Here is a 21,063-nt window from a genome sequence, read left to right on the forward strand (position 1 = left end):
CGTCTTCGCAGAAAAGCGATGGCCTTCTCCAGGAGCTTCCTGTGGTACTCCTCCTCGGAGGCGAGCTCCTCGAAGAGAAGAGGTTCGACGCAGCGGGACAGCGAGGCCACCCTGAAACCGAGCTTTGCGTAGTTCTCCTCACCGGCGAGGTTCTCCACCTTTACTTCATCCTCGAGCATAGTGGCCAGCTCCTCGGGGCTTGGAACCCAGCCTGAGTCGAGCTTGGCGACGAGCTCCCTGTACCTGCTGATCGCTGAGACGCCGGCCTCCCCTATGCGCCGCGCGCAGTCCGCGACCTCAGGCTTATTGCCGGTTGCCTCTAGCACGGAGAGCAGGAGCTCTTTGTGGGCTCGGCTTTCCCTAGCTATGTGGCGAAGCAGGATCCGCAGGTAGCCGCTTTTAACCACCTCTGATAGCCTCTCGAGAAAGGTTGCGACCCATTCTTCGAGCTCGGCTAAGCAGGAAAAGTACTCTCCCGGTAACTCCAAGCTCATAGGTTTACCATTTGGTAGTGCGCTTACCTGAATTATATACATTACATTGCGTCTTTTGCATATCATGGTTATAGTTGCAGGTGTACTCTCAGTACGTCGCGACGTTACGCTATCCTTTTACTCAAGCTTAAGCTCTTATTATCTGAGAGGAGATGAGTGCGAGTAGGGCCAGATTAGTTGTGTTTTCCGCCGCTACCTTGCTCATAGCGACGCTTGCAGTGGCAACTTTATATCTCTACCCTTACCATCCACATAGACCTCCGTTGGCGAGCGAGTCCGACTACACCGAGAGCAACCTCCAGGCGGTCGTCGCTTCAAGCAACCTCCTGGCCGCGAACCTCTACAGGGACGTTGCCCTCAAAGAGGGTGGCAACGTGTTCATCTCGCCGTTCAGCGTGTACTCCGCGCTGGCGATCCTCTACGAGGGGGCCAGGGGCAACACAGCTGAGGAGTTCAGGAGCAGTCTGGGCTACCCCAGCGTCGAGGTTTTGAGGCCCAACTACGCCCACCTCTACAACTCCCTGAACAGCGTTAGTGGCGTGGAGCTCGCGACCGGGAACGCGCTCTGGGTCCAGAGGGGGTTCGACGTTCTACCCGAGTACAGCAGGGTGGTTGAGGAGTTCTACGGGGCTAGGGCGGCGAGCCTCGACTTCGCGGGGGACCCTGAGGGCTCCAGGGTTACGATAAACAGGTTCATTGAGGAGCAGACCCGGGGGAGGATCAAGGACCTGATACCACCGAACTTCATAGACAGCTGGGTCAGGCTTGTCATAACGAACGCGGTGTACTTCAAGGGCTCGTGGCTCTACGCCTTCGACAAGGGTAAGACCTCCCAGGCCAGCTTCAGGGTCTCCGCAGACAGGACCGTCACCGTGCCGATGATGTGCATGGAGCCCTCTGGGAAGGAGTTCATGTACGCCGACCTCGGGGACGCGCAGGTGCTCGAGCTACCCTACACGGGCGGGAGGCTGAGCATGGTCGTCATCCTGCCGAAGGGCGGCCTCCGCGAGCTCGAGAAGGGCCTGACGCGCGAGAGGCTTGAGGGCTACCTTTCCTCGCTCAGGCCGGAGAAGCTGGACAGGATTTGCCTGCCCCGCTTCGAGCTCGAAAGGAAGTACCTCCTCAACGAGAACCTGCAGAGCCTCGGCTTTAGGAGGGTCTTCCAGGGCGATGAAGCGGACCTCTCGGGCATCGACGGGAGGAGGGACCTGTACGTCGCCTGGGTTATCCACCAGACGTACGTTAGGGTGGACGAGGAGGGAACCGAGGCCGCCGGCGCGACGGCGGTCGGCGTAAAACTCACGGCTTACATGCCGTCGAAGACCTTCGTAGCGGACCACCCGTTCATCTTCCTCATAAGGGACAGGGAGACGGGGCTCGTGCTCTTCATCGGCAGAGTAGTCGACCCCACTTCAAAGTGAGCCTTCAATCCCGGGGTGCGGAGGGGCGCGCCGATTACTCCGGTTTATCACAGCACAGTGTTTTTATTCTCCCCTGTCCTTTAGGCTCGGTGGTCTGGTGACAGGGAAGGCGTTTTACGTGACGACGCCCATATACTACCCGAACGACGTGCCCCACATCGGGCACGCCTACACGACGGTCCTGGCGGACGTGCTGGCCAGGTGGTACAGGCTGAACGGCTACGACGTGTTCTTCCTGACGGGCACCGACGAGCACGGCTTGAAGCTCCAGAGGGCCGCCGAGAAGGTCGGAAAGACGCCGAAGGAGTTCGTGGACAGCATGGTCCCGGTGTTCAAGAAGTACTGGAGCCTCCTCGAGATAGAGTACAGCAGGTTCATCAGGACCACTGACCCCGACCACGAGGAGCTCGTGAAGAAGGTCTTCCAGAGGCTGTACGAGAAGGGCTACGTGTACAAGGGCTCGTACAGCGGCTGGTACTGCGTCAGCTGCGAGAAGTTCTACAGCGAGGGCGAGTACGTGGAGCAGGGTGGGCAGAAGCTCTGCCCCATCCACGGCAAGCCCCTGGAGTGGGTGGAGGAGGAGACGTACTTCCTCAGGCTCTCGGCCGTGCAGGACGAGGTGCTGAAGATCATCGAGAGCGGCGGAACGGTCTTCCCCGAGGCTTACGCTAGGGAGGTCGTTGGGAGGATCAGGAAGGAGGGGTTGAAGGACGTCTCCGTCGCCAGGCCGAAGACAAGGGTTTACTGGGGCGTCGAGCTCCCATTCGACAGGGACTTCGTGGCCTACGTGTGGATCGACGCTCTGCTCAACTACCTCACCGGGATAGGCTTCATGAGGGACGACGACAGCTTCCAGAAGTACTGGCCCGAAGCCCACCACATCATCGGGAAGGACATCCTCTGGTTCCACAGCGCCATATGGTTCTCCGTGCTCAGGATGCTCGGCCTCGACCCGCCGAAGAGGCTCATCGTACACGCCTACATCGTCAACAGGGGGCTGAAGATGGGCAAGAGCACTGGGAACGTGGTGATGATCGACGACCTCCTCGAGAGGTACAAGTCGGCCGACGCGGTCAGGTACCTCCTGATGAGGCTCCTCAACCTGGAGAAGGACGTGGAGTTCGACCAGAGCCTCCTCGACAGCATCTACAACGGGGAGCTGGCCGACACCTACGGCAACCTCGTCCGCAGGGCTGGCGTACTCGCCCTCCGGAAGCTCGGAGGCAGAGTCCCCCGCGCCGACCCTGACCCCGGCCTGGCGGAGCTGGCCAGCAGCACGATTAAGAGGGTCGCGGAGCTCATTGCAGAGGTCAAGGTGTCGGAGGCTCTCACAGCAACCTTCGACCTCCTCAGGGAGGCTAACAGCTACATGAACAGGACGGAGCCCTGGGCGCTCGACGACCCCACGCGGCCCCTATATAACACCCTGGAGGCGCTCAGGGTCGCGACGAATCTCCTCTACCCAGTCATGCCCGTGACGAGCGAGCTGGTGTCCAGGGCCTTCGGCTTCCAGCTATTCCCTCCCGCTGAGCTGGCGTTCGGCCAAGTAGAGGAGTACAGAGTCGCGGAAGCCCCCATACTCTTCCAGAAAGTCAAGTAGCTGAAGCTAAGCTCCTTCTCTTCGGTTGTAGCAAGACTGCAGACCCAAGCGCTACTGTCACGAGCGCGAGCAAAGCTAGGGTGGTCTCAGCTAACGCCTCCGGGCTCCCGGGAGAGCCCAGACGCTCGGGGGGCTTGAGGGCGTTTGTGTCGACGAGCTTCAGCGAGGTGAAGCCTTTGACGCCCCGCGTGAAGTAGATCGCGTCCTCGCCCTCCCAGCCGAGGTACTCGGAGAGGACGGCAAGGTTCTCGGTTCCCATGGGCGACTCCTCGAACATCCCGCCGTGAGAAACCTCGAGCAGAACACCGGTGCCCCTCTCCCAGACGAGGCGGGCGTAGGAGAAGGCGGCCACCATGAGAAGCCTGCCTCCGAGCTCCGCGACGGGAAGCGTGTCAACGCGCTTGCACTTGAACAGCGTGAGGTTGCTGGCCTCCGTGACGGTGGTGAAACGCCATGGCTTCCGCTCAAGCCCCGTCGAGCTGAACAGCGAGAGCGGAGTGTAGTTGACCACGATCGTGTTCCCAGATCTGGCGACCTTGAACTCCGGGGGCATGGACGCGTAGTAGCCCTTCAGCATCCCGAGGAGGTTGCTCGTCGACGCCTCGTCAAGGCACTCGTAGCGGATCGACACAACCCCGTAGGGGAGCACGTAACCGTGGATGAGGCTTGTCGGCGGGACCATGATGCCTCCCACTGTGAAGCCCTCTCCGGGCTCCACTTTCGAGAGGTTTACGCCGACAAGGGTTGCAATACCGCTGCCCTCGAGCCCCGGCGTGATCTGCGCTATCATTGATGCCACGTGCGCGAGCACGACCGTGTAGCTCTGCGCTCGGGAGCGCTCCGGGAGCCAGAAGAGCCACTCCCCGAGCAGGCGGCCTGCCTCGTCGTAAACACCGTTGTCGACCCTGGAGACGTAGAGCATTCTTGTCACGTTCAGCGTCTCCAGGCGGGCCAGTAGCAGCCTGCCGTTGCGTTGCCACTCAATGCCCTTCAGGATATTAAATCCCTCTGCGGGCGGGTAGCAGGCGAGCGTCACGTTCCTGAGGATTAGGGAATATCGCACGGTGTAAAAGCTGGAGTTTGCTCCCAGGATATCTACTCTGACCTCGCCTGAATCCGCGCTAACATCGCAAGCCTCGAGCTCTTCCCCTGTTGAGAAATTGTAAAGGCCGAGTACGAGCTCTATTCCAGAGCTGTGCTTCCCGACCTCACCTAGCGCCTCGGTGCGTATCCTCCCCTGGTCGGCATCGCATGTAGTTATGTTATAGACAAGATAGCTGCCCGGGGGAATGGCTCGGGCCTGAAAACAGGAGAAAACAAGAGTAACCACAAGGATCAGCGCAAGACTCGCTGACAGGAATCCACGCACCCTCATTGCTCTGTTAAATATACAATCAAAAACAAATACAAAAATATTTCTTCCTTGAGGTACAAAGCTATGCTACTACCGCCAGGCGACGTGTACGTGTTCGACGTCGACGGGGTGCTCGTGGACGCAACTGAGAGGCTGCGCGAGGCCCTCCGGAGGCTCAGGGTCTCAAGTGCCTCGACGCCCGGGGAGCTGGACCCCCGGCTCAGGCAGAGGTTCTGGGAGGTGTTCCTCTCGGAGGAGCTCCTCGCGCTCGACAGGCCTCGCCGCGTGGGCATACAGCTGCTGCTCGACCGGCTGGGCAGGGGCGTGGTGATTGTGCTGACGGGGAGGCCGTACAGGCTCTACAGGGCTACACTCAGGGAGCTCCAGGGTTTCGGCGTCCCGGTTGACCGGGTGGTGGTGAGCATGAGGCCGAGGGGCGACAGGAGGAGGGACGTCGAGTTCAAGGCGAGCGTGCTCGCGAGGATCCCCAGCGTGGCCGAGGTCCACGACGACGAGCTAGAGGTGCTCGAGGCCGCGAGGAGGCTGCACCCGGAGGCGAGGCTGTTCCTGCACCGCGGGGACTCGTACGAGCAGGTCACCTAGCGGCTCGGCAGCAAACCGGCCTCCTCACCTCTCGGAGAGGTCCCCAGGGCCTCATCGCCTGGGATTAAAACAGGGAATAGCTTTTAACCGTTCCCCCAGGAGAGAAATATAGGACGGCGTGATGAGCCTGCGGCCCGCGACCTCTACGGGATGAGCTATAAGCTGTTGGCTGACCCCCTCACGCTACGCACTCCCTCCTGAGCTCCCTGAAGTCCACGTTCCTCAGCCCCTCGATGGGGCTTCCTGGACGCGGTGAACGAGGGCTTCCGGGTGGAAGCCGAAAAGCCGGTCAGCAAGCGCGATGAGCAGGAGGAGTGCATAGACCCAGAGCACTGTTCCCAACAGCCACGATCAAAGCCCTGGCAGCGATTTTCTTGATACTGTTGCTTTTCGTACGCTAGAGTCCTTGCCAAACCTCTTAATATTTTTGATTAGAAAAATGAAATTTTTCGAAGTATTTCCGAATTCTCATGCGATCATTTCTCCTGTCTAGCGACGAACGCCATGTAGGATGCTGTGAGGAACACGGCTGGGTACAGCAGCAGAACGGCTATGCCCGTCCACTGCCGAGCTAGCTCCTCGAGCGGGTTGAACTCACCGAACTCGTAGCCTATGGTCACCCTGCCGCCCTCCTCGGTTCTAACTGTGAATCGCGTCCCGAAGATTGGGTTAACGATGTCACTGAAGCGCTGGTTGGGGGAGAAGAACTGCATTGAAAAGGAGATGCTGATCGCCTTAGCGGTCCAGTTAGCGTAGGCCTCACCGATTTGAGTCACGTTGAGCGCCGTGGCGTTAGCGGGTAGCGGCGGTGGGCCTATGACTGCGTAGGCCACGAGTGTGGCGACGATCGGCAACACTATCGTGAAGAAGGCCCAGACCCCGAGGCTCAGGAGCAGGGAGTGGCTGGACCTCCTAGAGAGGACGGATATGAAGAGGGAGATCGAGTAGTAGGCCATCGTGTACAGTACTGCCAGCAGGGTGAACACCAGCAGGCGGAGGACGTCGCCGGCCTCCATGCCGACGCCGAGGAAAGCGGCGGTTGCGACGGCGAGCAGGGACGCCGCAGTCATCGAGAACGCGGTGACCGCCAGGGCGGCGAGCATCTTGCTGGTCACGACGGTGTCACGGTAGACGGGGCGGGCCAGTATCAGCCTCAGAGTGCCCCTCTCCCTCTCGCCGCTCACGGCCGCGAAGCCCAGCGCTACGCCCAGCAGAGGCGCGGCGAGCTGCACGGCTTCCGCGATGCCTTGACCTATGCTCAAAAACAGCCGTACCCCAGTGGAGGTCTGCAAGAGCCTGAAGTTCTGGTAGACGAAGTAAACTTGTGTCACGTAGAGCGCCAGGAATATCCCCACCACCACCCAGAACCTCCTGCTCCTCAGCGCGTCGCTGAACTCCTTCCTAAATAGAACACTCAGCCCGCTCACCATCCCGTACCACCCTGGTGCAGGCGGTAGGCGTCTTCCCAGGTCGGGCTCACCCGCACCACAGCCTCAACCCTCGCGCCGCACCTGGCGGCAACGCTCTCCACATCCCCTTCGACCTCGCGGAGCGCCGCAACCCTCACAACGGTGCCTGTAAGCCAGGCGGCGACACCTGGCTGGGAGCTCAGCTCCCTTGCCAGCGCCTCTGCGCCGGCGCTCACCCTGACCTCGTAGGCGCGTACCTGGCTCGTAAGCTCCTCCAAGCTACCCTGCGCCAGAATCCTCCCCTTCCTGATGATCGCGGCGTGGGTGCACACGCTCCCGACTTCCTGGAGCATGTGGGTAGAGAGCATGAGCGTTTTCCCCTTCCTCGCTAGCTCCCTCACCAGCAACCTGAACTGCGCGACGCCGTCCGGGTCGAGGCTAACGGTTGGCTCGTCGAGGATCAGGAGCTCCGGGTCCTTGAGCAAGGCTTGCGCAATGCCGAGCCTCTGCACCATCCCCCTGGAGAAGGCGGAGACCCTGGTGTTAGCCCGCTCGCCCAGCCCAACGAGCTCGAGCACCTCACGCGCCCTGGCCCTAGCCTCAGCCTCTGGGAGGCCGTCGAGCATCCCGAAGAAAACGAGGTTCTCGAGCGCGGTCATGTACTCGTAGAAGCCGAACCCCTCGGGCAGGAGCCCCACCTTTCTCCTCACCTCGAGGGACTGCCTCACGGCGTCGAGCCCCAGGACCTTCGCTGTGCCGCTGGTCGGGAGCAAAAGGCCCACGAGAATCGAGATGAGGGTGGTTTTACCGGAGCCGTTGGGGCCGAAGAGGCCGAAGACGCTGCCCCGGGGGACTCTGAGATCGACTCCGTCGAGCGCCCTTACCTCCGACCTGCCCTCCCGGTAGACCTTGACCAGCCCCTGTGTTTCCACGGCTAGGTCCACGTGCATCACCTCCTACCGTACCTCCTGTAGACTATAAACGTTAGCGCTACCAGTATCAGGAGCGCCGCAGCGCCGATGTAGACCGCTGTCCCGCTGGGCTTCACGTAGACGTGCAGAGGCCTCGCCAGGGCGGTCGCCTGATCCGGCGTTAGCTGGTCGGCTGAAGGCCTGAGGAGAATGTAGTAGTCTCCTGCGCTGACGTCCGACTGGGTGGTGATAGTAACAGTAAACGAGGCCGTCTCCTGGGGCTTGAGAATGAGGACTACGTCGGGGGACACCGCTACCCAGAAGCCCTTCGGCACGCTGAGAGCCTCGAGCTTGAGGTTCGTGAGGGAGCTGTACCCGGTGTTCTTGACGACGACCTGGAAGGTGGACTCCTGGCCGGCCGTGTTCTCGACGTAGAAGTTCTGGGTCTCGTAGCCGAGGCTGTAGCTGCCTAGTACTCCCAGGCCGAGCCGCAGGCTGGAGGTTGACCCGCTGGCGTTGGCCTCGAGGGTGAAGGAGACCGCGGTCGGCTCAGCTAGCGGCGGGACGCTCACCACCACCCTAACCTGCTTCTCCTCGCCCGCGCGCAGGTAGAGCCTAGAGACAACGTTCCCCGCGGTGTCTCTGATCTGCCACGTGAAGCCCGTGGGGAGCCCCGCAACCTTCAGATCCACCTCGCTGTCGCCGTCGCCCAGGTTTTTAGCGGTGACGGGGAAGCTCGCGCTCTGACCAGCGTAGGCGTCCAGGTGCGGCGTGTCGGTTTGAAGCCTGATGAGAGGTTGCCCCTTCGCGACGATAAGAGTTGTTTGAAGCTGCGTCACGAAGTAGGGTTGCACGCCCGTCAGGAGAACCGCCACCGTGTAGTTCCCCGGGGGCGTGCTTGAGGGGGGGCTGACTGCCACCCTCAATCTCAGCGCGTCTCCGGGCTTGAGGGAGACGCCTGTGAGCGGGCTACCGCTCGCCGCATCGACCAGGCTGACGGCCCACCCGCTGGGGGCGCTGACGGAAAGCAGGGCTGTGACCTCCCTGCCGAGCGTGTTCGACAGGGAGACCTCGAAGCTCGCGGTCGAGCCCGGCACCACCCTGATGAAACGGCTAGTGGTAGCCAGCAGCTGAGGGTCGGCGTGCTCGACGTGGAAGGTGATAACCCTCCTCTGAACAGTGTACCCTGATGCCGTTAACGTGACGTTGTACGTGCCTGAGGCGTTAAAGGGTATTTCGACCCTCAGCCGCAGGGTCTGCGACTGCCCGGGGCTCAGTGTTAGCACCCTAACCGCGACGTCGTCTAGGAGTAGGGCTGCGCTCCAGCCCTCGGGGGCCTTCACCTCGAGCGAGACACGCTCCTCGCGCGAGCCCCTCTCGTGCAGCGTAACCGAAACGGTGACCACAGAGAGGCACTTCGCCTCAACGCTCTCCACCTGAGGCGTAAGGGCAAGGCTGTAGCCCAGAGTGATGTCGCCGAGCTGCTGGTAGGAGGCTTCGCTGGGGACGGTGAACGTGAACTCCCTCCGCTCGTAGCCGACCCTGTCGAACACGGCGGTGTAGACGCCAGGGTCAAGCATCGCAGTGAAGCCGCCTGTAGAGGAGGCCACTGTCCGGAGGACGAATGCCCCGATGCCGCCGGCCGCGCCCGCGGAGTAGATTGAGACCTCCACTCCACCGATAGGCCTGCCCTCAGGGTCGACGACCCTCCCGTAGACGCTCACCTTGCCCCACTGCGCGAGCACCTGCAACGGCGAGGCTACGACAAGCACTAGTAGCAGCAACGCTAAGGGGAGTAAGCTTAAAGCGGTTTGATCGCGTTTAAGTGTGGAAACCATCGTTCCACCTGCATCGAACAAATATTTATCCCTTTTTACCTTTGCATCCAGAGTGGCACTTAAATGCATGGAACCACGCGCCTGTGCTCGCGTAGCGGGTTCTCCCTAGCCTCGCGTCGTAAAGCTATGCGCCACCAGTCCCGGAAATCACCCTGACGCCTAGCTTCTGCGCGGCCTGCTGCGCCTTTGGGTCGGCGAAGGGCGTGACGATCACCAGTTTTGGCTTGACGCCCGTCTTCTTCTCGTAGAGCTGGGCGATGCGCCAGAGCTCGTACACGTCTCCCCGCGAGACGCTGGACTTCACCTTGACGAGGATGTGCTCCTCGTCTCTGACCACGACGTCTGTCTCGACGGGGGAGGGGTGCCCGTACACGAAGCCCTCCTCGTCTTAGGAGACTCACTTCTCGACTCTCCCGCCGAAGCTCCGCGGGATGTCGGCCATTGCCCGGCGGAAGGCCTCCTCGCTCATCAGCCCCCACCTGGCCCCGAGCGCGGAGATCGTCCTCTGGAGCTCGCGTATGGCTACGGTGTGCTCCGCAATCACCTTGCTGTGCTCCGCCACTTGCTCCTGGAGCGCTTTAATCGCTTTCGAGTGCTCCGCTACCTGCTCCTGCAACGCCTTGATCGCTTTAGTGTTATCGGCAACCTGCTCCTGCAAGGCTTTAATCTCCCGTTGGAGGTCCCGGATAGCGCGCGTGTTCTCGTCTAGCCTCTCCAGCACCTCACGCATACCCAGCAGGCCGGCTACGCTGTAACGGAACTCCTTGTCCTCCTCAAGCAACTTGAGGATCTCCGCTTTCAGCGCCTCTCTGCTCAGCATTCCCCCTGATGGAAAACGGAGCGTCTCGCTTATAAACATGCTCGCAACTACGCGCAAGCCCGCCAGTCGCCTGCCACGCGCCCTCTCCTAGACACGGGGTACATCTATGAGCCGCGCTGAAGGCAGGGAGGCCTGTCGAGGGGAGACGAATGCTTAAACCCCCCGGGGTTTGGGGTCGCCGGTGAGCCAGCTCAGCAGGGAGGTTCCCCGCTACAGGTGTGAATTCTCTAGGACGGGCTAGAAGCGCGACTACCTAGGAGAGGAGTTGAGGCGGTGCCAAGTAGGTGTGGGTTCTCGTAAACAGCTTCAGGAAAAACCCCTGTGCCCCCTCTCTCGCTCTGTAATTAAAAAGCTAAGGTATTTACGGGCCTTATGTGAGTAGCATTAAGGCTGAGAGCGCGGGGGACGGGGATGAGTTACCCGGAGAGCCGGAGAATAGCCCTGTTTCTGGAGAAGTACTTCGAGAGAGCCGAGGAGGCTCTTCTCGAGGCTTTGGCCTACATGTCGGGTTTGCTAGGAGGCATGAACGCAGAGAAGCTTGAGAGTAGTATGTGCGGGTTCCTGGAGAGCTTGCCGCACGTGCTTATACACGAGGCCGCGCATGCCTATGCCGAGGAGCTTGCTGAAATCCCAGGAGCCAGTGTGGAGGGTAGGGCGCTCCTTGAGGAGGTTCTGGCTCACTTCATCGAGAGGAAGACCTCCGAGCTGCTTAAAAGGCACGGCTACAGCTGGGTGCTCGTGGAGAGCTTCGAGGAGCAGGTGAGAGAAATAGAGGAGGACCCTGACTTCGGGGGAGTCAAGATACCTGTCGAGCTCTACGCTATGCTCTACCGGGGGTTCGAGGAGTCCTTGGAGAAAGGTGAGCTAGCAAGCTTTGTGCGCGTTCTCGCTGAAAAGCTGGGCGCATCGAGCTCTCCTCGATATCCCTAAGCTGTGTTAGGGGGTAGGTGTAGTTGAGCCCGTGAAACGGCGGGCTCCTAAAGGAGGTTCCCGGAGCGCAAGTTAATAATGAGGTGGAGGAGTTAGACCCCGCTTATAGAATCAGAACTTGAGGGGGGCGTTGCTTTAGACGTGTAGACTCCGAAGACTGTTGACGTAAAGTTTGTGTAATCGCCACCCAGAGCCTCTCTAGTCAGGTAAACGTGCACCTCTCCTCCGGGGGGGCTATGAATGCCCCTTCACCGAGAGAGTACGCGAGGTACTTAAACTCCTGCAGACGTTTCGTGAGTTTAAGCCTGTAGCGCCTTTATGGTTTTCGAATACTCCGCTACCTGTTCTTGGAAGACTTTATCGCTTTGTGTTATCAACTGCCCAGTCACTAGATACCTGCCTTGCGTTGCGCAGATTGTAAACCTTAAAGCATTACCGCCTAAGGCTATTGGCAGACGATCTGAGTGTTCTAATTGTTAATATAATGGTGAAGGTTTTTACTTAAGTGAGGAATCACATCAAGCGGAAGGACTTTTAGAGATTTTGACAAAGATATTATCCTTGAGTTTCATTAATTAATTACATTATCATCTAATAAAGGGTTAAATTTTTAATAAAAAATATACATATTTATTATTAAACAATTCATAAAAGTAGGGTATCATACATTAAGGTGTATGACAAAAAATAAGAACCTGATTGCCGCCATTGCTTCTCTCGCTCTCGTCGTTATCTTCAGCTTTCTGGCATACCTCGTCATAACGGATTTCGGCTATGTAACAGTGCAGGATGTACGATTCTACGGACCCAACGGGGAAATGATTAGCGCACACCTATACGTTCCTGCAGATGCTACAGCTCAGAACCCCGCACCTGGCGTGCTAGTGATTCATGGGTATAACAACCAGAAAGACTACATGACGAATACAGCGTTAGAGCTTGCGCGGAGACGTTACGTTGTTCTCTCAATAGACATGACGGGTCATGGCTTCTCAGAGGGGGCTTCCGGATCATTCTCGTATGGTGCCGTTGCAGGGTTAACCTACCTGCGTAGCCTCGCCTACGTTGATAAAAACAACATAGGTTTAGTTGGCATGTCGATGGGTGGGTGGGCTATACAGGCAGCAGCCCTTCAGATTCCCGACGGCTACAAGTCAATGTTTTACATGGACTCGTATGTTCTCCCCCCGACGCTGGCACCTAACTTGAAGAATGTAGCTATCCAGATGGCATTCGCTGACGAGTTCACGCCTTACTGGCTACAAGTACCAACGGGGAATGATATCCCAAAATCGCCGGTTTTGAAGACTATCTTCGGGGTGAGCGAGGATATAATCCCTGGGAAAGTTTACGGTGACATCGAGAAAGGTACCGCTAGGATTCTCTACTCGCCACACATAGACCACGCCGCTTCAACAGATGATCCCGAAAGCATCGGGAACGTCATAGAGTGGATGGGCATGACGCTTAAGGGCGGCAAAAGCATACCGAGGAATGATCTGATATTCCCGTTTAAGCAGCTCTTCACAAGTTTAGCTTTCATAGCCTCAATGGCATTCATCTTCTTCTTCGGATCATACCTGTTGGAGACAAACACCTTCCGCGACCTCGTCGGAGAGCTTCCAGAGTACAAGGGCTTTAAAGGAGCAGGGTACTGGATAGCCGCTCTAATAACCACAATCCTCGGCCCCTTAGTGTTCCTCCCATCATTCATCGAGTGGGGGATGAGCCCAATCCTGCTCAACATTTTCTTCCCGCAGGCTCCCACGAACAGGTACATGACCTGGATGGACACAGTTGCGTTAATCACGGTAATCCTGCTGTTAGTGTTCTATTACCTCTCGCTCAGGAAGAGCGGCTTCACACTAGAGCACACAGGCATCAAGAAGCCTGCAATGCATATCGCGAAAAGCTTAGCGTTTGCCGCGCTGACTCTTCTACCGCTTTACCTCACCGTGACGTACTGCTATGGTCTCTTCCGTACACCGATCACTCTAGCCGGCCTTCCCGAGCCCATCGTGCTTAGACCTATGAGCGCTGTAAGATTCAACTACATGTTCACTTACTACCTGCCTTTCCTGTTCTACTACCTCACGTTAGGCGTCCTCTTCACAGGGTTCCTGAGGTTCAGAGAGGGGCGGGCCAGCCTCTACATGGAAATGCTCATCAACTCGATCATCATTTCCCTGGGATCCATAGCGTTCCTGCTCTACTACTACGTACCTCTCTACACTGGAATGCCTCAGACTCTAACCTGGGCTTACGTGTTCGGAGGAGTGCCTCTTGCAATGATATACTACATTGTCGTACCTATACTGAGCATCATAGCTGTATGCGTCCTCACTTACTTCTACCGGAAAACCGGAAGCGTTTGGCCGGGTGTATTCCTCATCACCACTTTAATCGTCTGGTACAATGTGGCCTTCGCAGCCTTCCACATACCGATGCCACCCTGAGGATAAGTAACAATAATTTTTTTACTATATTTTCCTCGCTTTTCTATCTTTTACGTATATTGCGCTGTAAGCCCTCTCCGACAGCCCTTTGAAGGAGCTGGGGTAGGCATGCCCGAGCTTAAGCGTGCGCCTGCAGTTAGGAGAACAGGGTGCGTGGTAGACGGCCCATAGTCCCCGTAGAGTTCGGGCATCCTGGGCCATGTAAGCTACAAATGCTCCTAAATTAGGCTAAATGTTCAAAAGGTGCACGCCGGATTGAGGGTCAGGACGCTATGCTAAGGATAAACGCCGATAATGCTTTCGACGGAGCCTTAAAGGCGTAGCTGATGTGTGCCCCCACGTGAAGACTGGAGAGCATTTCTCTTCTCCAGCAGGGTGATGGGGCATTGCGCAGTTAAGGGAGCCATACTTTAGAGCCGGGCTTGGAGCTGCCCATAAACCTCTCCAGTGTGCCGAAGGCTGAGCGAGAATGGCAGGTTAGTGATCTATTCTCTGTGTGCAGAGGGCTCCTCGATGAGTAGAGTTATAACAGCCGTGTTGGCGACGCCGAGGATTGCTGCAAGCAAGAAGGGGTATGCTGGCCCCTCGCTGTAGAGAAGGCCTGCCAGGGCTGAGGCGGGGATGGAGGCGAGCAGCCTGAGAGCTCCGACCGCTCCCATTACTCTGCCGCGGGCTTCCCTGGGTGCCAGGTCTGCCAGCATTGCCTGGTAGGCTGGGTTGAAGAGCGAGGCCCCCAGCGAGAAGGCTGTGAAGACGAGCGCCATCTCGAGCGTGCTGCGGCACTGGACGAAGTAGAGGGTGGCTGGAACCCAGAGCGCGTAGGCCAGCAGCATGGAATTACGCCTACCTATGGAGTCCACGAGGAGGCCGAGAGGTAGCCCGGCTACGAGCGGGACCGCGAAGAATATTGAGCTCAGCAGAGCCCACTCAGTCTCGCCGATGCCAGCGACGTCGACCACGTAGAGGGGCATGAACCGGAACATCGACTCCTCGAAGGAGTTCACGACGAGGGCAACCGCGAGGGGCAAGAGGGGTGCCTGCACGCCCTTCAGCGTCGCGATAGCCCCTTTCACCGAGGACACGAGGCGAGCAAAAAGGCTAGGGGGCTCGGGTGCGCGGACCAGCGTCTCCTCAAGCCAGAGCGCCCTCACGAGCCCGGCTGAGAGGGCTAGGAGCGCTCCCAGCGCGTAGACCAGCCTCACCCCTTGAACGAGCCCGCTTCTCTCAACCAGCAGGGCCGCCGAGATGGGTGCGAACACGGATAAAGCCGAGGGTAGCGTATCAACGAGGGCGTACGCCAGCCCCCTTCTCCCCGACGCGGCCGAGTCGGCTGTGAGCGCCTGGAGGGCTGGGAGCGAGAGCGAGGAGAACGCCCCCACCAGCGCGACGCCCACCGCGGCGATCCACCAGAACGGAGCAGCTGCGATGACGGAGTACGACAGTGCTACACCGAAGGTCGCTAGAACGGCGACCTCCTTCCTTCCGCGGCTGTCTGCGGCGTACGCGCCAAGCAGCCTCGAAACCAGAACGAGAGATGACGCGAGCGAGCCGAAGAGCCCTATCGCAAGCGCCGGCGCCCCGAGGGCCTGCAGGTAGAGCAGCTCGTACGGGTACGCCATGGACTCGGCGAAGTAGGTTAACGAGGTAGTAGCGCCGAGTATGATGACGTTGCCTTTCAGCCCGGAGAGAAGGTCGGCTCGATGACCTCTGCTGGTGGGCATAGCGCTCACCACATGGGATTCAGAGCACGGGCAACCATCACTTATGCTTCGACGTGGGCTGTGGCTGTAGAAAAATGTTATTCGAGGCTGCTTATAATGGTTCCGTGCGGGCACGGGGGCTACCCACTACTTACGCTGTTAGGAAAATGCAACCCCAGTTGCGTCTGCTCGCTGGATTTTTCGGTATATTGGGAGTTTTCGGATTAAATTAACGGCTTTCTCGGGGTTACGTTGAATATGACACATGGATAAGTTAATAAGCTTTAACAGGGTTTAAAAGGCGATGGAGCAGATAACTGTTCTTTTCAGTGGAGCGGCTGGAGACGGCGTGAGGAGCCTCGGGGTAACCTACGCACGGGTATTGTCGAGGTGGGGCTGGCACTCCTTCGTCTACGACGACTACCAGAGCCTGATCAGGGGTGGGCACAACTTCTCAATAGTCACAACCAGGAGAGGTGAGCGCATGTTCGCCCACTGGGACACCGTCGACGGCATCGTCGCCCTCAACCAAGACACCGTCGACAGACACCTCGGAAGGCTACGCGACAGCGGGTTCATGGTCTACGACTCCGACGCGGTCAAGAATCCGCCAGGCAAGGGGCTCGCGGGCGACCACCCGCAACCCCGCCTCAGGGAAATCATTGAGGAGAGGTGGCTGTAGCTCAAGCAGAACCCCCGGGCTCCGGGCTCGGCATAGACTGAGGTAAGTTTATATGACGGCTGGATAAACTCTATGTGATAAACAATGTCAAAGCCTTTTGGCGATTTAATATATACGCCCGAGAGGGCGACGGGAGAGGCTGTCAGCAAGGTTGAAACGCACACCCCCAAGATAACCGCGCCGGACAAGGTTAAGGCCGGTGAGGAGTTCCAGGTCACGATCACCGTTGGCCCCCACCCGAACACCGTCCAGCACTCCATCAGGAAGATAAAGGTCTACTTCGCGGAGGAGGGGAGGCCCTTCAACCCGATTCACATCGCGACGGTGGAGCTCGAGCCCGAGTACGCTGAACCCAAGGTGACCCTAACCGTCAAGCTGAAGAAGAGCGGAACCATATACGCTGTAGGGTACTGCAACCTGCACGGCCTGTGGGAGGCGAGGAAAGAGATAACAGTTGAGTAACAAGGAAGCACCCTAGTTAAATTGCTTCTTTAGGCTTCCTCCTTTTATCCAGGCCCCCTTAGTCATCCGCCCTTCACAGCCTCGCTCCGAGGCCCGCTCTAAGGGACTTCCGTAAGCTTTGCCTTCAGGGCACCTCATCTATGGTTGCTCTACGCGGCGAGGTTGCATCACACCACCTTATAGCTCCTCCGCGGTTCACAGTACAGGCTTTGACAGTACAACCTCCCTTTAACCTTTCCTCAATCTGTGGGGAAAAGGAGGGTTGGCTTGGATGCGGGCATGCCAGGGAGCTGTTCAAAGCAACGTTGGTAGGGCAGGCTAAGTTCAGGCAATACAGGCTTACATTCAGCTCCTCTGTACGCCCATGATGTGGGATGAAGATGAATTCTGGGATCTCGGTGCAGGCGTCTATGGCCAGCAAGCTTAATTGCGCCGCTCTCGCGGGCACGAGAACCAGAGACTCTCCCGAAACGCTGCTTGACCTGCCTTTTACCTTAACCTCCAAAAATAATATTAACCCTCGGTCAGTCGAAAAGAGAGATACTCCTTCTCAGCATCTAGAATAGGCTTAGGGGAGGACTCTGTGGGACGTGGGGTGGTAGGCCTTGAGATTGAGGAACATCACACTCATCGCCGTTGCCCGCTCCTCCCAGATGTTCGTGCTAGGCTTCCTCACGTGGTACCTTCCCATCACGATAGAGGAGAGCCTCGGCCTTCCCACGCTGGGTCTGACGTACTCTGCCTCCTGCGCTCTATCGGGGTTCGCAGGGCTGGTGGGGGGAGCGCTGAGCGACAGCCTGGGTAGAAGGCCTGTGATCGTAGCCGGCTCAGCGGCAATGCTCCTCGGTGCCCTGCTAGTGGCGTTAGCGCCGCTTTGCGGCGCGGGAGCGCTCGCGCTGTCCGCGTTGCTGCTCTTCGGCCTCCAGCACCTCGGTGACGCAGCCATGGACTCGGCGCTCTACGAGTCCGCGGAGGAGGATTCTCTGGGCAGAGCTCTCGCCGCGGTGTTCGTGGCAGGCGCCCTCTCTGGATCAGCGGGCTCCGCAGTGCTTGGCTTCACCGCTGAGCGCGACGTGGCGCTCGTAGGAGCGCTCGTGCTGGCGGTAGCGCTCACCTGTTTTGCGTCGAGCGCTCTCCTAGAGGAGACCGCACAGGGGAGAGGCGCTTTGAGCGTGCGGGGGAGCGGGGAGCGTGTTGCCGAGTGGTTCAAGTCGATGGGCAGCGTACCTCTCGCGGTTCTCTCCCTGACTGTCCTGATGGCGGTGGAGGTCGACTCCACCCTAAACCTTTACCCCGTGTTCATGAAGGACGTGCAGGGCTTCGCGGAGAGGGAGGTGGGCTTGGTTTACGGGGCGATCCCGGTGATGCAGGCCCTTATTTACCCCCTCGCCGGCTCCGCCGTGGACAAGCTGGGGGCTCCGAGAGCTGCGTGCGCGGTACTCCTGATTCAGTCAGCCGGGGTAGCTGGCTTCGCAGCGCTAGGGCGTCCCTACGCGGCTCTGGCGCTTCTAGCGGCTTCGGGTGCCGGGGCCGTGTTCAACATCGCGTACAGGGCTATGGTGGTTTCAAGTGCCTCCGCTAGTGCTAGGGGCACCACTGTGGCGCTCGTGTACGTAGTGTGGGACCTCGCGACGGTGCCCGCGCCTGCCCTAGGAGCCATGCTGTATACCCTTGACCCTAGGCTCCCGTTTTTCCTGGCCTCCCTTACCCTTGGATTAGTAGCCATCATCGCGCTGAGCGCTTATCACAGACCCGTCAATTGAAGTTGCTTGCTGACGTACATGCTACCCATTGAGCGCGAACCTGTAAGCACACCCACTGAAGAATCGCAGAATTTCAAGCCTAAAACTGCGCGCCAGCCTTCACGAGTACTGTAAGAATGGTCACCTTCGTTGAGGCGCCCTTGGGCCTAAGATTCTGTTTTTGAGATGCTCGGTGGATTCCTTGAGGGCTTTAATGACGCGCATAAAGGTTTAATAATGCTAAAAAGGTTTAGTATTTGTGAAGTGCGACCAAGCTTTCGCTGAAGCGTTGTCAATCCTTTTCAGAAGAGGGTTCATCACCTACGAGTCCCTCAGGGAGTCTTACGGGCCCTGCGCCCTGCCCGTTTTCAACCGCCTGCTGAGGTCGGGGCTCGCGGTGAAGGCCTCGCGGGGGCTCCTCGTGTCGGCCGACACCAGGGGCTTCCAGGTCTCAGACCTCAAGGCGGCCATCGAGCTCTGCAACGGGAGGGGCGACTGCGTCTACGAGCTCCTGAGGACTTCCGCCCGCGAGGCGGACAGGGTGATCAGGACCCTGGTGAAGGTGGGCGCGCTGAGGGTTGAGGGCGTGAGCGGAGATTACCTGGCTTTATGGCTCGAGTACGGCTGGCCGTCGGAGGTCCTCGCTGAGAGGGTTAAGGGCGAGTGGCAGAGGCACTTCGCGTTCGCGGGGCCCAAGGCAGTGATGGTGCGCCCCCCTTGGGCCGTGGAGGGGGCGGTGGTCAGGGTTGAGCGCTGAGAAAGGCGGGGAGCGGCGCTGCGACGCTGAGAAACTTCTGGAGCTGCTGAGGCTCACGGCCTCGGAGCAGGACCTCCAGCTGGGCGCCCTCGCGGACTGCGGCTACGTGCTGACAACCAGCCACCTGAAGGTAAGGGAGTTGATAAGGGAGGCTGAGAGCGGTTTCGGCCCCAAACCTCTGATCTTGGTTTACGGCGAGGCTGGGACGGGTAAATCGTTCCTGGCTAGGAGTACTCAGCTGGAGCTTCTCACGGAGGCGAAGTCTAAGATCGAGAGGAGGAAGAGGGGTGAGTGCACCGGGCCCGTGATACTGCCAGTGTACGTGAACCTCGCTAAGATTAGGGTTGAGAACGCGGGGGACCAGGCATACTTGATCAGCAAGGTCTCTGAGGCCATCGAGAGCGAGACGCTGAACGCGCTGGCAAGAGTGTTCACAGACTCCGTGGACTTCGACCAGCTGAGGAGGCTCACCAACCTCCTGCACGAGGTGAAGAGCCACATTACCCACAACCCGGCACTTCTCCCCGCGTTCTTCTCGCTGCTGAGGCTCGGCGAGCTCAGCTACTTCATAATCCTCGACGAGCTGACCAGCGTCGTCGGCGACATAGACAGCAAGGAGGGGTTTGAGAGGCTAAAGGCCGTGGTGTTCGACGGCGTGGTCAGGCAGTGGAGGGAGTCACTCGGGGATATCTTGGCAGGTTTCATGGTGATCCTACACCTCTACAGCAAGGGGTCTTTGGAAATCCTGAGGGACCACATCGAAGGAAAGATCACCGCCTACGCGGGAGGCCTCGAGAGGTTCAGACTTGAAGAAATAGGCATGGATAATATTATGCCCGTCTCGGACGAAGCCGTGATCAATTGGCTCGGAGGTGCTGGCATTAGCAACCAGTGGGTAGCCTGGACATACAGGGAAATTGTTTCAAACCACAAGTTCAGGTTCGGGAGCATGTTCCTGGAGTGGTACTTGAAGCTGAGGAGGGGGCGTGGCACTGCGCAATCACTCGCGGGACTGCACCAGGAGGCGTCCCGGAGGCTCGAGGGCATGATCGCAGAGGCGCTCGCCGAGGAGCTCAGGAATAGGGGCTTCAGCAAGCCCGTTAAGAGCCAGCACGCTGTCGGCAACCTGAGGTGCGACATCTTCGTGGACGATGTGTGCATCGACGTGAAGGTCAAGGGAGACCCCTCGACGGTTGCGAAGGAGGCTTACGAGGACTGGGTGAGGCTGGGTCGTGATGCTCAGCGGTACCGGCTCGTCTACGCGGTGGTGTCCGACCAGGCGGTGCAGCTTTCCCTTAAGGAAATACCGGGGGCAGTCGTCGTCCCGGTGGAGGTTCCCGAGCTGGACACGATCTACGAGGCCCTCGTGCTCGCGGAGAAGAGCGTTAAGGGCGAAGAGGCCTCCCGCTCAACGCCGCGACTGATCCCGCTCCTCGCCCCAAGGCCCGAGGTGGACTTCCAGAAGCTGTTCCTGAGACGGGTCGCCAATGTGGCCGCTGCGCGTATCGCTGAATTGATAACGCAAAAGCCCAGCGCCGTTTCGTACGACGTCACCGTCTACAACCTCGTTAAAGAGGACTGCAGGAAGCTCAACGGCAGATCTCGCACCGATTGGAAGAACGCGCCCTCCCTTAAGAAAGTTTTCGGGAAGCAACTGAGGTACGCTCAGGACGTCGACAAAGCGGTTGAGGAAGTGAACAAGAGGATCGCCGGCAGCGGCTTAAAGCTCGTGGTTACCGGGACGAGCGTACGCTGCATGGAAGAAAAGTGAGGCCGCACGGCCTCTAGGGATTTATCTGCGGGGAAAGCGAGCGCTAATAGGCATTGAAGCCTCTAAGAGCGCAGGTGAGATTGAGGGCTCGAATTGATTAAACTTAGAAAGGC

General features: G+C 58.9%; 19 protein-coding genes. 10 read left to right on the plus strand and 9 right to left on the minus strand.

What is annotated here, in order from left to right:
- Positions 1-494: hypothetical protein (locus MOV14_RS01430; RefSeq protein WP_318537451.1), on the minus strand; the 494-nt coding region annotated here is incomplete at its 3' end.
- Positions 495-757: 263 nt separating this feature from the next.
- On the opposite strand from MOV14_RS01430, the gene MOV14_RS01435 reads away from it, so the two are divergent.
- Together MOV14_RS01435 and metG are read left to right on the plus strand one after the other, a co-directional pair.
- Positions 758-1,915: a serpin family protein gene (locus MOV14_RS01435; protein ID WP_318537452.1), complete on the plus strand. Its 1,158-nt coding sequence runs from the start codon at positions 758-760 to the stop codon at positions 1,913-1,915.
- 97 nt (positions 1,916-2,012) lie between these two features.
- Complete coding sequence (gene metG / locus MOV14_RS01440; protein WP_318537453.1) at positions 2,013-3,515, plus strand: methionine--tRNA ligase; 1,503 nt, start codon at positions 2,013-2,015, stop codon at positions 3,513-3,515.
- On the opposite strand, the gene MOV14_RS01445 is transcribed toward metG, so the two are convergent.
- On the minus strand, positions 3,508-4,890 hold the full coding sequence (locus tag MOV14_RS01445) for a hypothetical protein (protein WP_318537454.1): 1,383 nt from the start codon (positions 4,888-4,890) through the stop codon (positions 3,508-3,510). The genes metG and MOV14_RS01445 overlap by 8 nt on opposite strands.
- A gap of 48 nt (positions 4,891-4,938) precedes the next feature.
- Between MOV14_RS01445 and MOV14_RS01450 the strand changes: the two genes are divergently transcribed.
- Positions 4,939-5,472 carry a hypothetical protein gene (locus MOV14_RS01450; RefSeq protein WP_318537455.1) on the plus strand — a complete coding sequence of 178 codons (534 nt, stop codon included), beginning with the start codon at positions 4,939-4,941 and terminating at the stop codon, positions 5,470-5,472.
- A 476-nt stretch (positions 5,473-5,948) separates the two neighbouring features.
- On the opposite strand, the gene MOV14_RS01455 is transcribed toward MOV14_RS01450, so the two are convergent.
- The 5 genes from MOV14_RS01455 to MOV14_RS01475 all read right to left on the minus strand — a co-directional run bounded on the left by MOV14_RS01455 (position 5,949) and on the right by MOV14_RS01475 (position 10,450).
- Complete coding sequence (locus MOV14_RS01455; protein WP_318537456.1) at positions 5,949-6,902, minus strand: ABC transporter permease; 954 nt, start codon at positions 6,900-6,902, stop codon at positions 5,949-5,951.
- Positions 6,896-7,831, minus strand: coding sequence for an ABC transporter ATP-binding protein (locus tag MOV14_RS01460; RefSeq protein WP_318538112.1), 936 nt, complete (start codon positions 7,829-7,831; stop codon positions 6,896-6,898). The genes MOV14_RS01455 and MOV14_RS01460 overlap by 7 nt, the downstream gene beginning before the upstream one ends.
- On the minus strand, positions 7,831-9,630 hold the full coding sequence (locus MOV14_RS01465; protein ID WP_318537457.1) for an NEW3 domain-containing protein: 1,800 nt from the start codon (positions 9,628-9,630) through the stop codon (positions 7,831-7,833). The genes MOV14_RS01460 and MOV14_RS01465 overlap by 1 nt, the downstream gene beginning before the upstream one ends.
- A gap of 124 nt (positions 9,631-9,754) precedes the next feature.
- Positions 9,755-10,003 carry a hypothetical protein gene (locus MOV14_RS01470; protein WP_318537458.1) on the minus strand — a complete coding sequence of 83 codons (249 nt, stop codon included), beginning with the start codon at positions 10,001-10,003 and terminating at the stop codon, positions 9,755-9,757.
- A gap of 24 nt (positions 10,004-10,027) precedes the next feature.
- Positions 10,028-10,450 (minus strand): DUF3782 domain-containing protein, encoded by a 423-nt coding sequence (locus MOV14_RS01475; RefSeq protein WP_318537459.1) that lies wholly within the window; start codon positions 10,448-10,450, stop codon positions 10,028-10,030.
- Between the two features lie 411 nt (positions 10,451-10,861).
- Here MOV14_RS01475 and MOV14_RS01480 point away from each other — a divergent pair, with 411 nt between their 5' ends.
- On the plus strand, positions 10,862-11,380 hold the full coding sequence (locus MOV14_RS01480; RefSeq protein WP_318537460.1) for a hypothetical protein: 519 nt from the start codon (positions 10,862-10,864) through the stop codon (positions 11,378-11,380).
- 677 nt (positions 11,381-12,057) lie between these two features.
- Complete coding sequence (locus tag MOV14_RS01485) at positions 12,058-13,836, plus strand: alpha/beta hydrolase family protein (RefSeq protein ID WP_318537461.1); 1,779 nt, start codon at positions 12,058-12,060, stop codon at positions 13,834-13,836.
- 485 nt (positions 13,837-14,321) lie between these two features.
- Here the strand turns inward: MOV14_RS01485 and MOV14_RS01490 are convergent, their stop codons facing one another.
- Positions 14,322-15,557 carry an MFS transporter gene (locus MOV14_RS01490; protein WP_318537462.1) on the minus strand — a complete coding sequence of 412 codons (1,236 nt, stop codon included), beginning with the start codon at positions 15,555-15,557 and terminating at the stop codon, positions 14,322-14,324.
- 283 nt (positions 15,558-15,840) lie between these two features.
- On the opposite strand from MOV14_RS01490, the gene MOV14_RS01495 reads away from it, so the two are divergent.
- Both MOV14_RS01495 and MOV14_RS01500 read left to right on the plus strand, forming a co-directional pair.
- On the plus strand, positions 15,841-16,218 hold the full coding sequence (locus tag MOV14_RS01495; protein WP_318537463.1) for a 2-oxoacid:acceptor oxidoreductase family protein: 378 nt from the start codon (positions 15,841-15,843) through the stop codon (positions 16,216-16,218).
- An 84-nt stretch (positions 16,219-16,302) separates the two neighbouring features.
- Positions 16,303-16,680: a class II SORL domain-containing protein gene (locus tag MOV14_RS01500; RefSeq protein ID WP_318537464.1), complete on the plus strand. Its 378-nt coding sequence runs from the start codon at positions 16,303-16,305 to the stop codon at positions 16,678-16,680.
- Between the two features lie 124 nt (positions 16,681-16,804).
- On the opposite strand, the gene MOV14_RS01505 is transcribed toward MOV14_RS01500, so the two are convergent.
- Entirely contained in the window at positions 16,805-17,185 is a 381-nt protein-coding gene (locus MOV14_RS01505) for a hypothetical protein (protein WP_318537465.1), read from the minus strand.
- Positions 17,186-17,285: 100 nt separating this feature from the next.
- Here MOV14_RS01505 and MOV14_RS01510 point away from each other — a divergent pair, with 100 nt between their 5' ends.
- The 3 genes from MOV14_RS01510 (at position 17,286) to MOV14_RS01520 (ending at position 20,950) form a co-directional block, all read left to right on the plus strand.
- Positions 17,286-18,443, plus strand: coding sequence for an MFS transporter (locus MOV14_RS01510; RefSeq protein WP_318537466.1), 1,158 nt, complete (start codon positions 17,286-17,288; stop codon positions 18,441-18,443).
- 238 nt (positions 18,444-18,681) lie between these two features.
- On the plus strand, positions 18,682-19,179 hold the full coding sequence (locus tag MOV14_RS01515; RefSeq protein ID WP_318537467.1) for a hypothetical protein: 498 nt from the start codon (positions 18,682-18,684) through the stop codon (positions 19,177-19,179).
- Positions 19,169-20,950 carry an ATP-binding protein gene (locus MOV14_RS01520; RefSeq protein WP_318537468.1) on the plus strand — a complete coding sequence of 594 codons (1,782 nt, stop codon included), beginning with the start codon at positions 19,169-19,171 and terminating at the stop codon, positions 20,948-20,950. Before MOV14_RS01515 ends, MOV14_RS01520 begins: the two co-directional genes overlap by 11 nt.
- Positions 20,951-21,063: the final 113 nt, after the last annotated feature.

It is taken from the genome of Infirmifilum sp. NZ, assembly GCF_022693705.1.
Taxonomy (GTDB): Archaea; Thermoproteota; Thermoprotei; order Thermofilales; family Thermofilaceae; genus Thermofilum.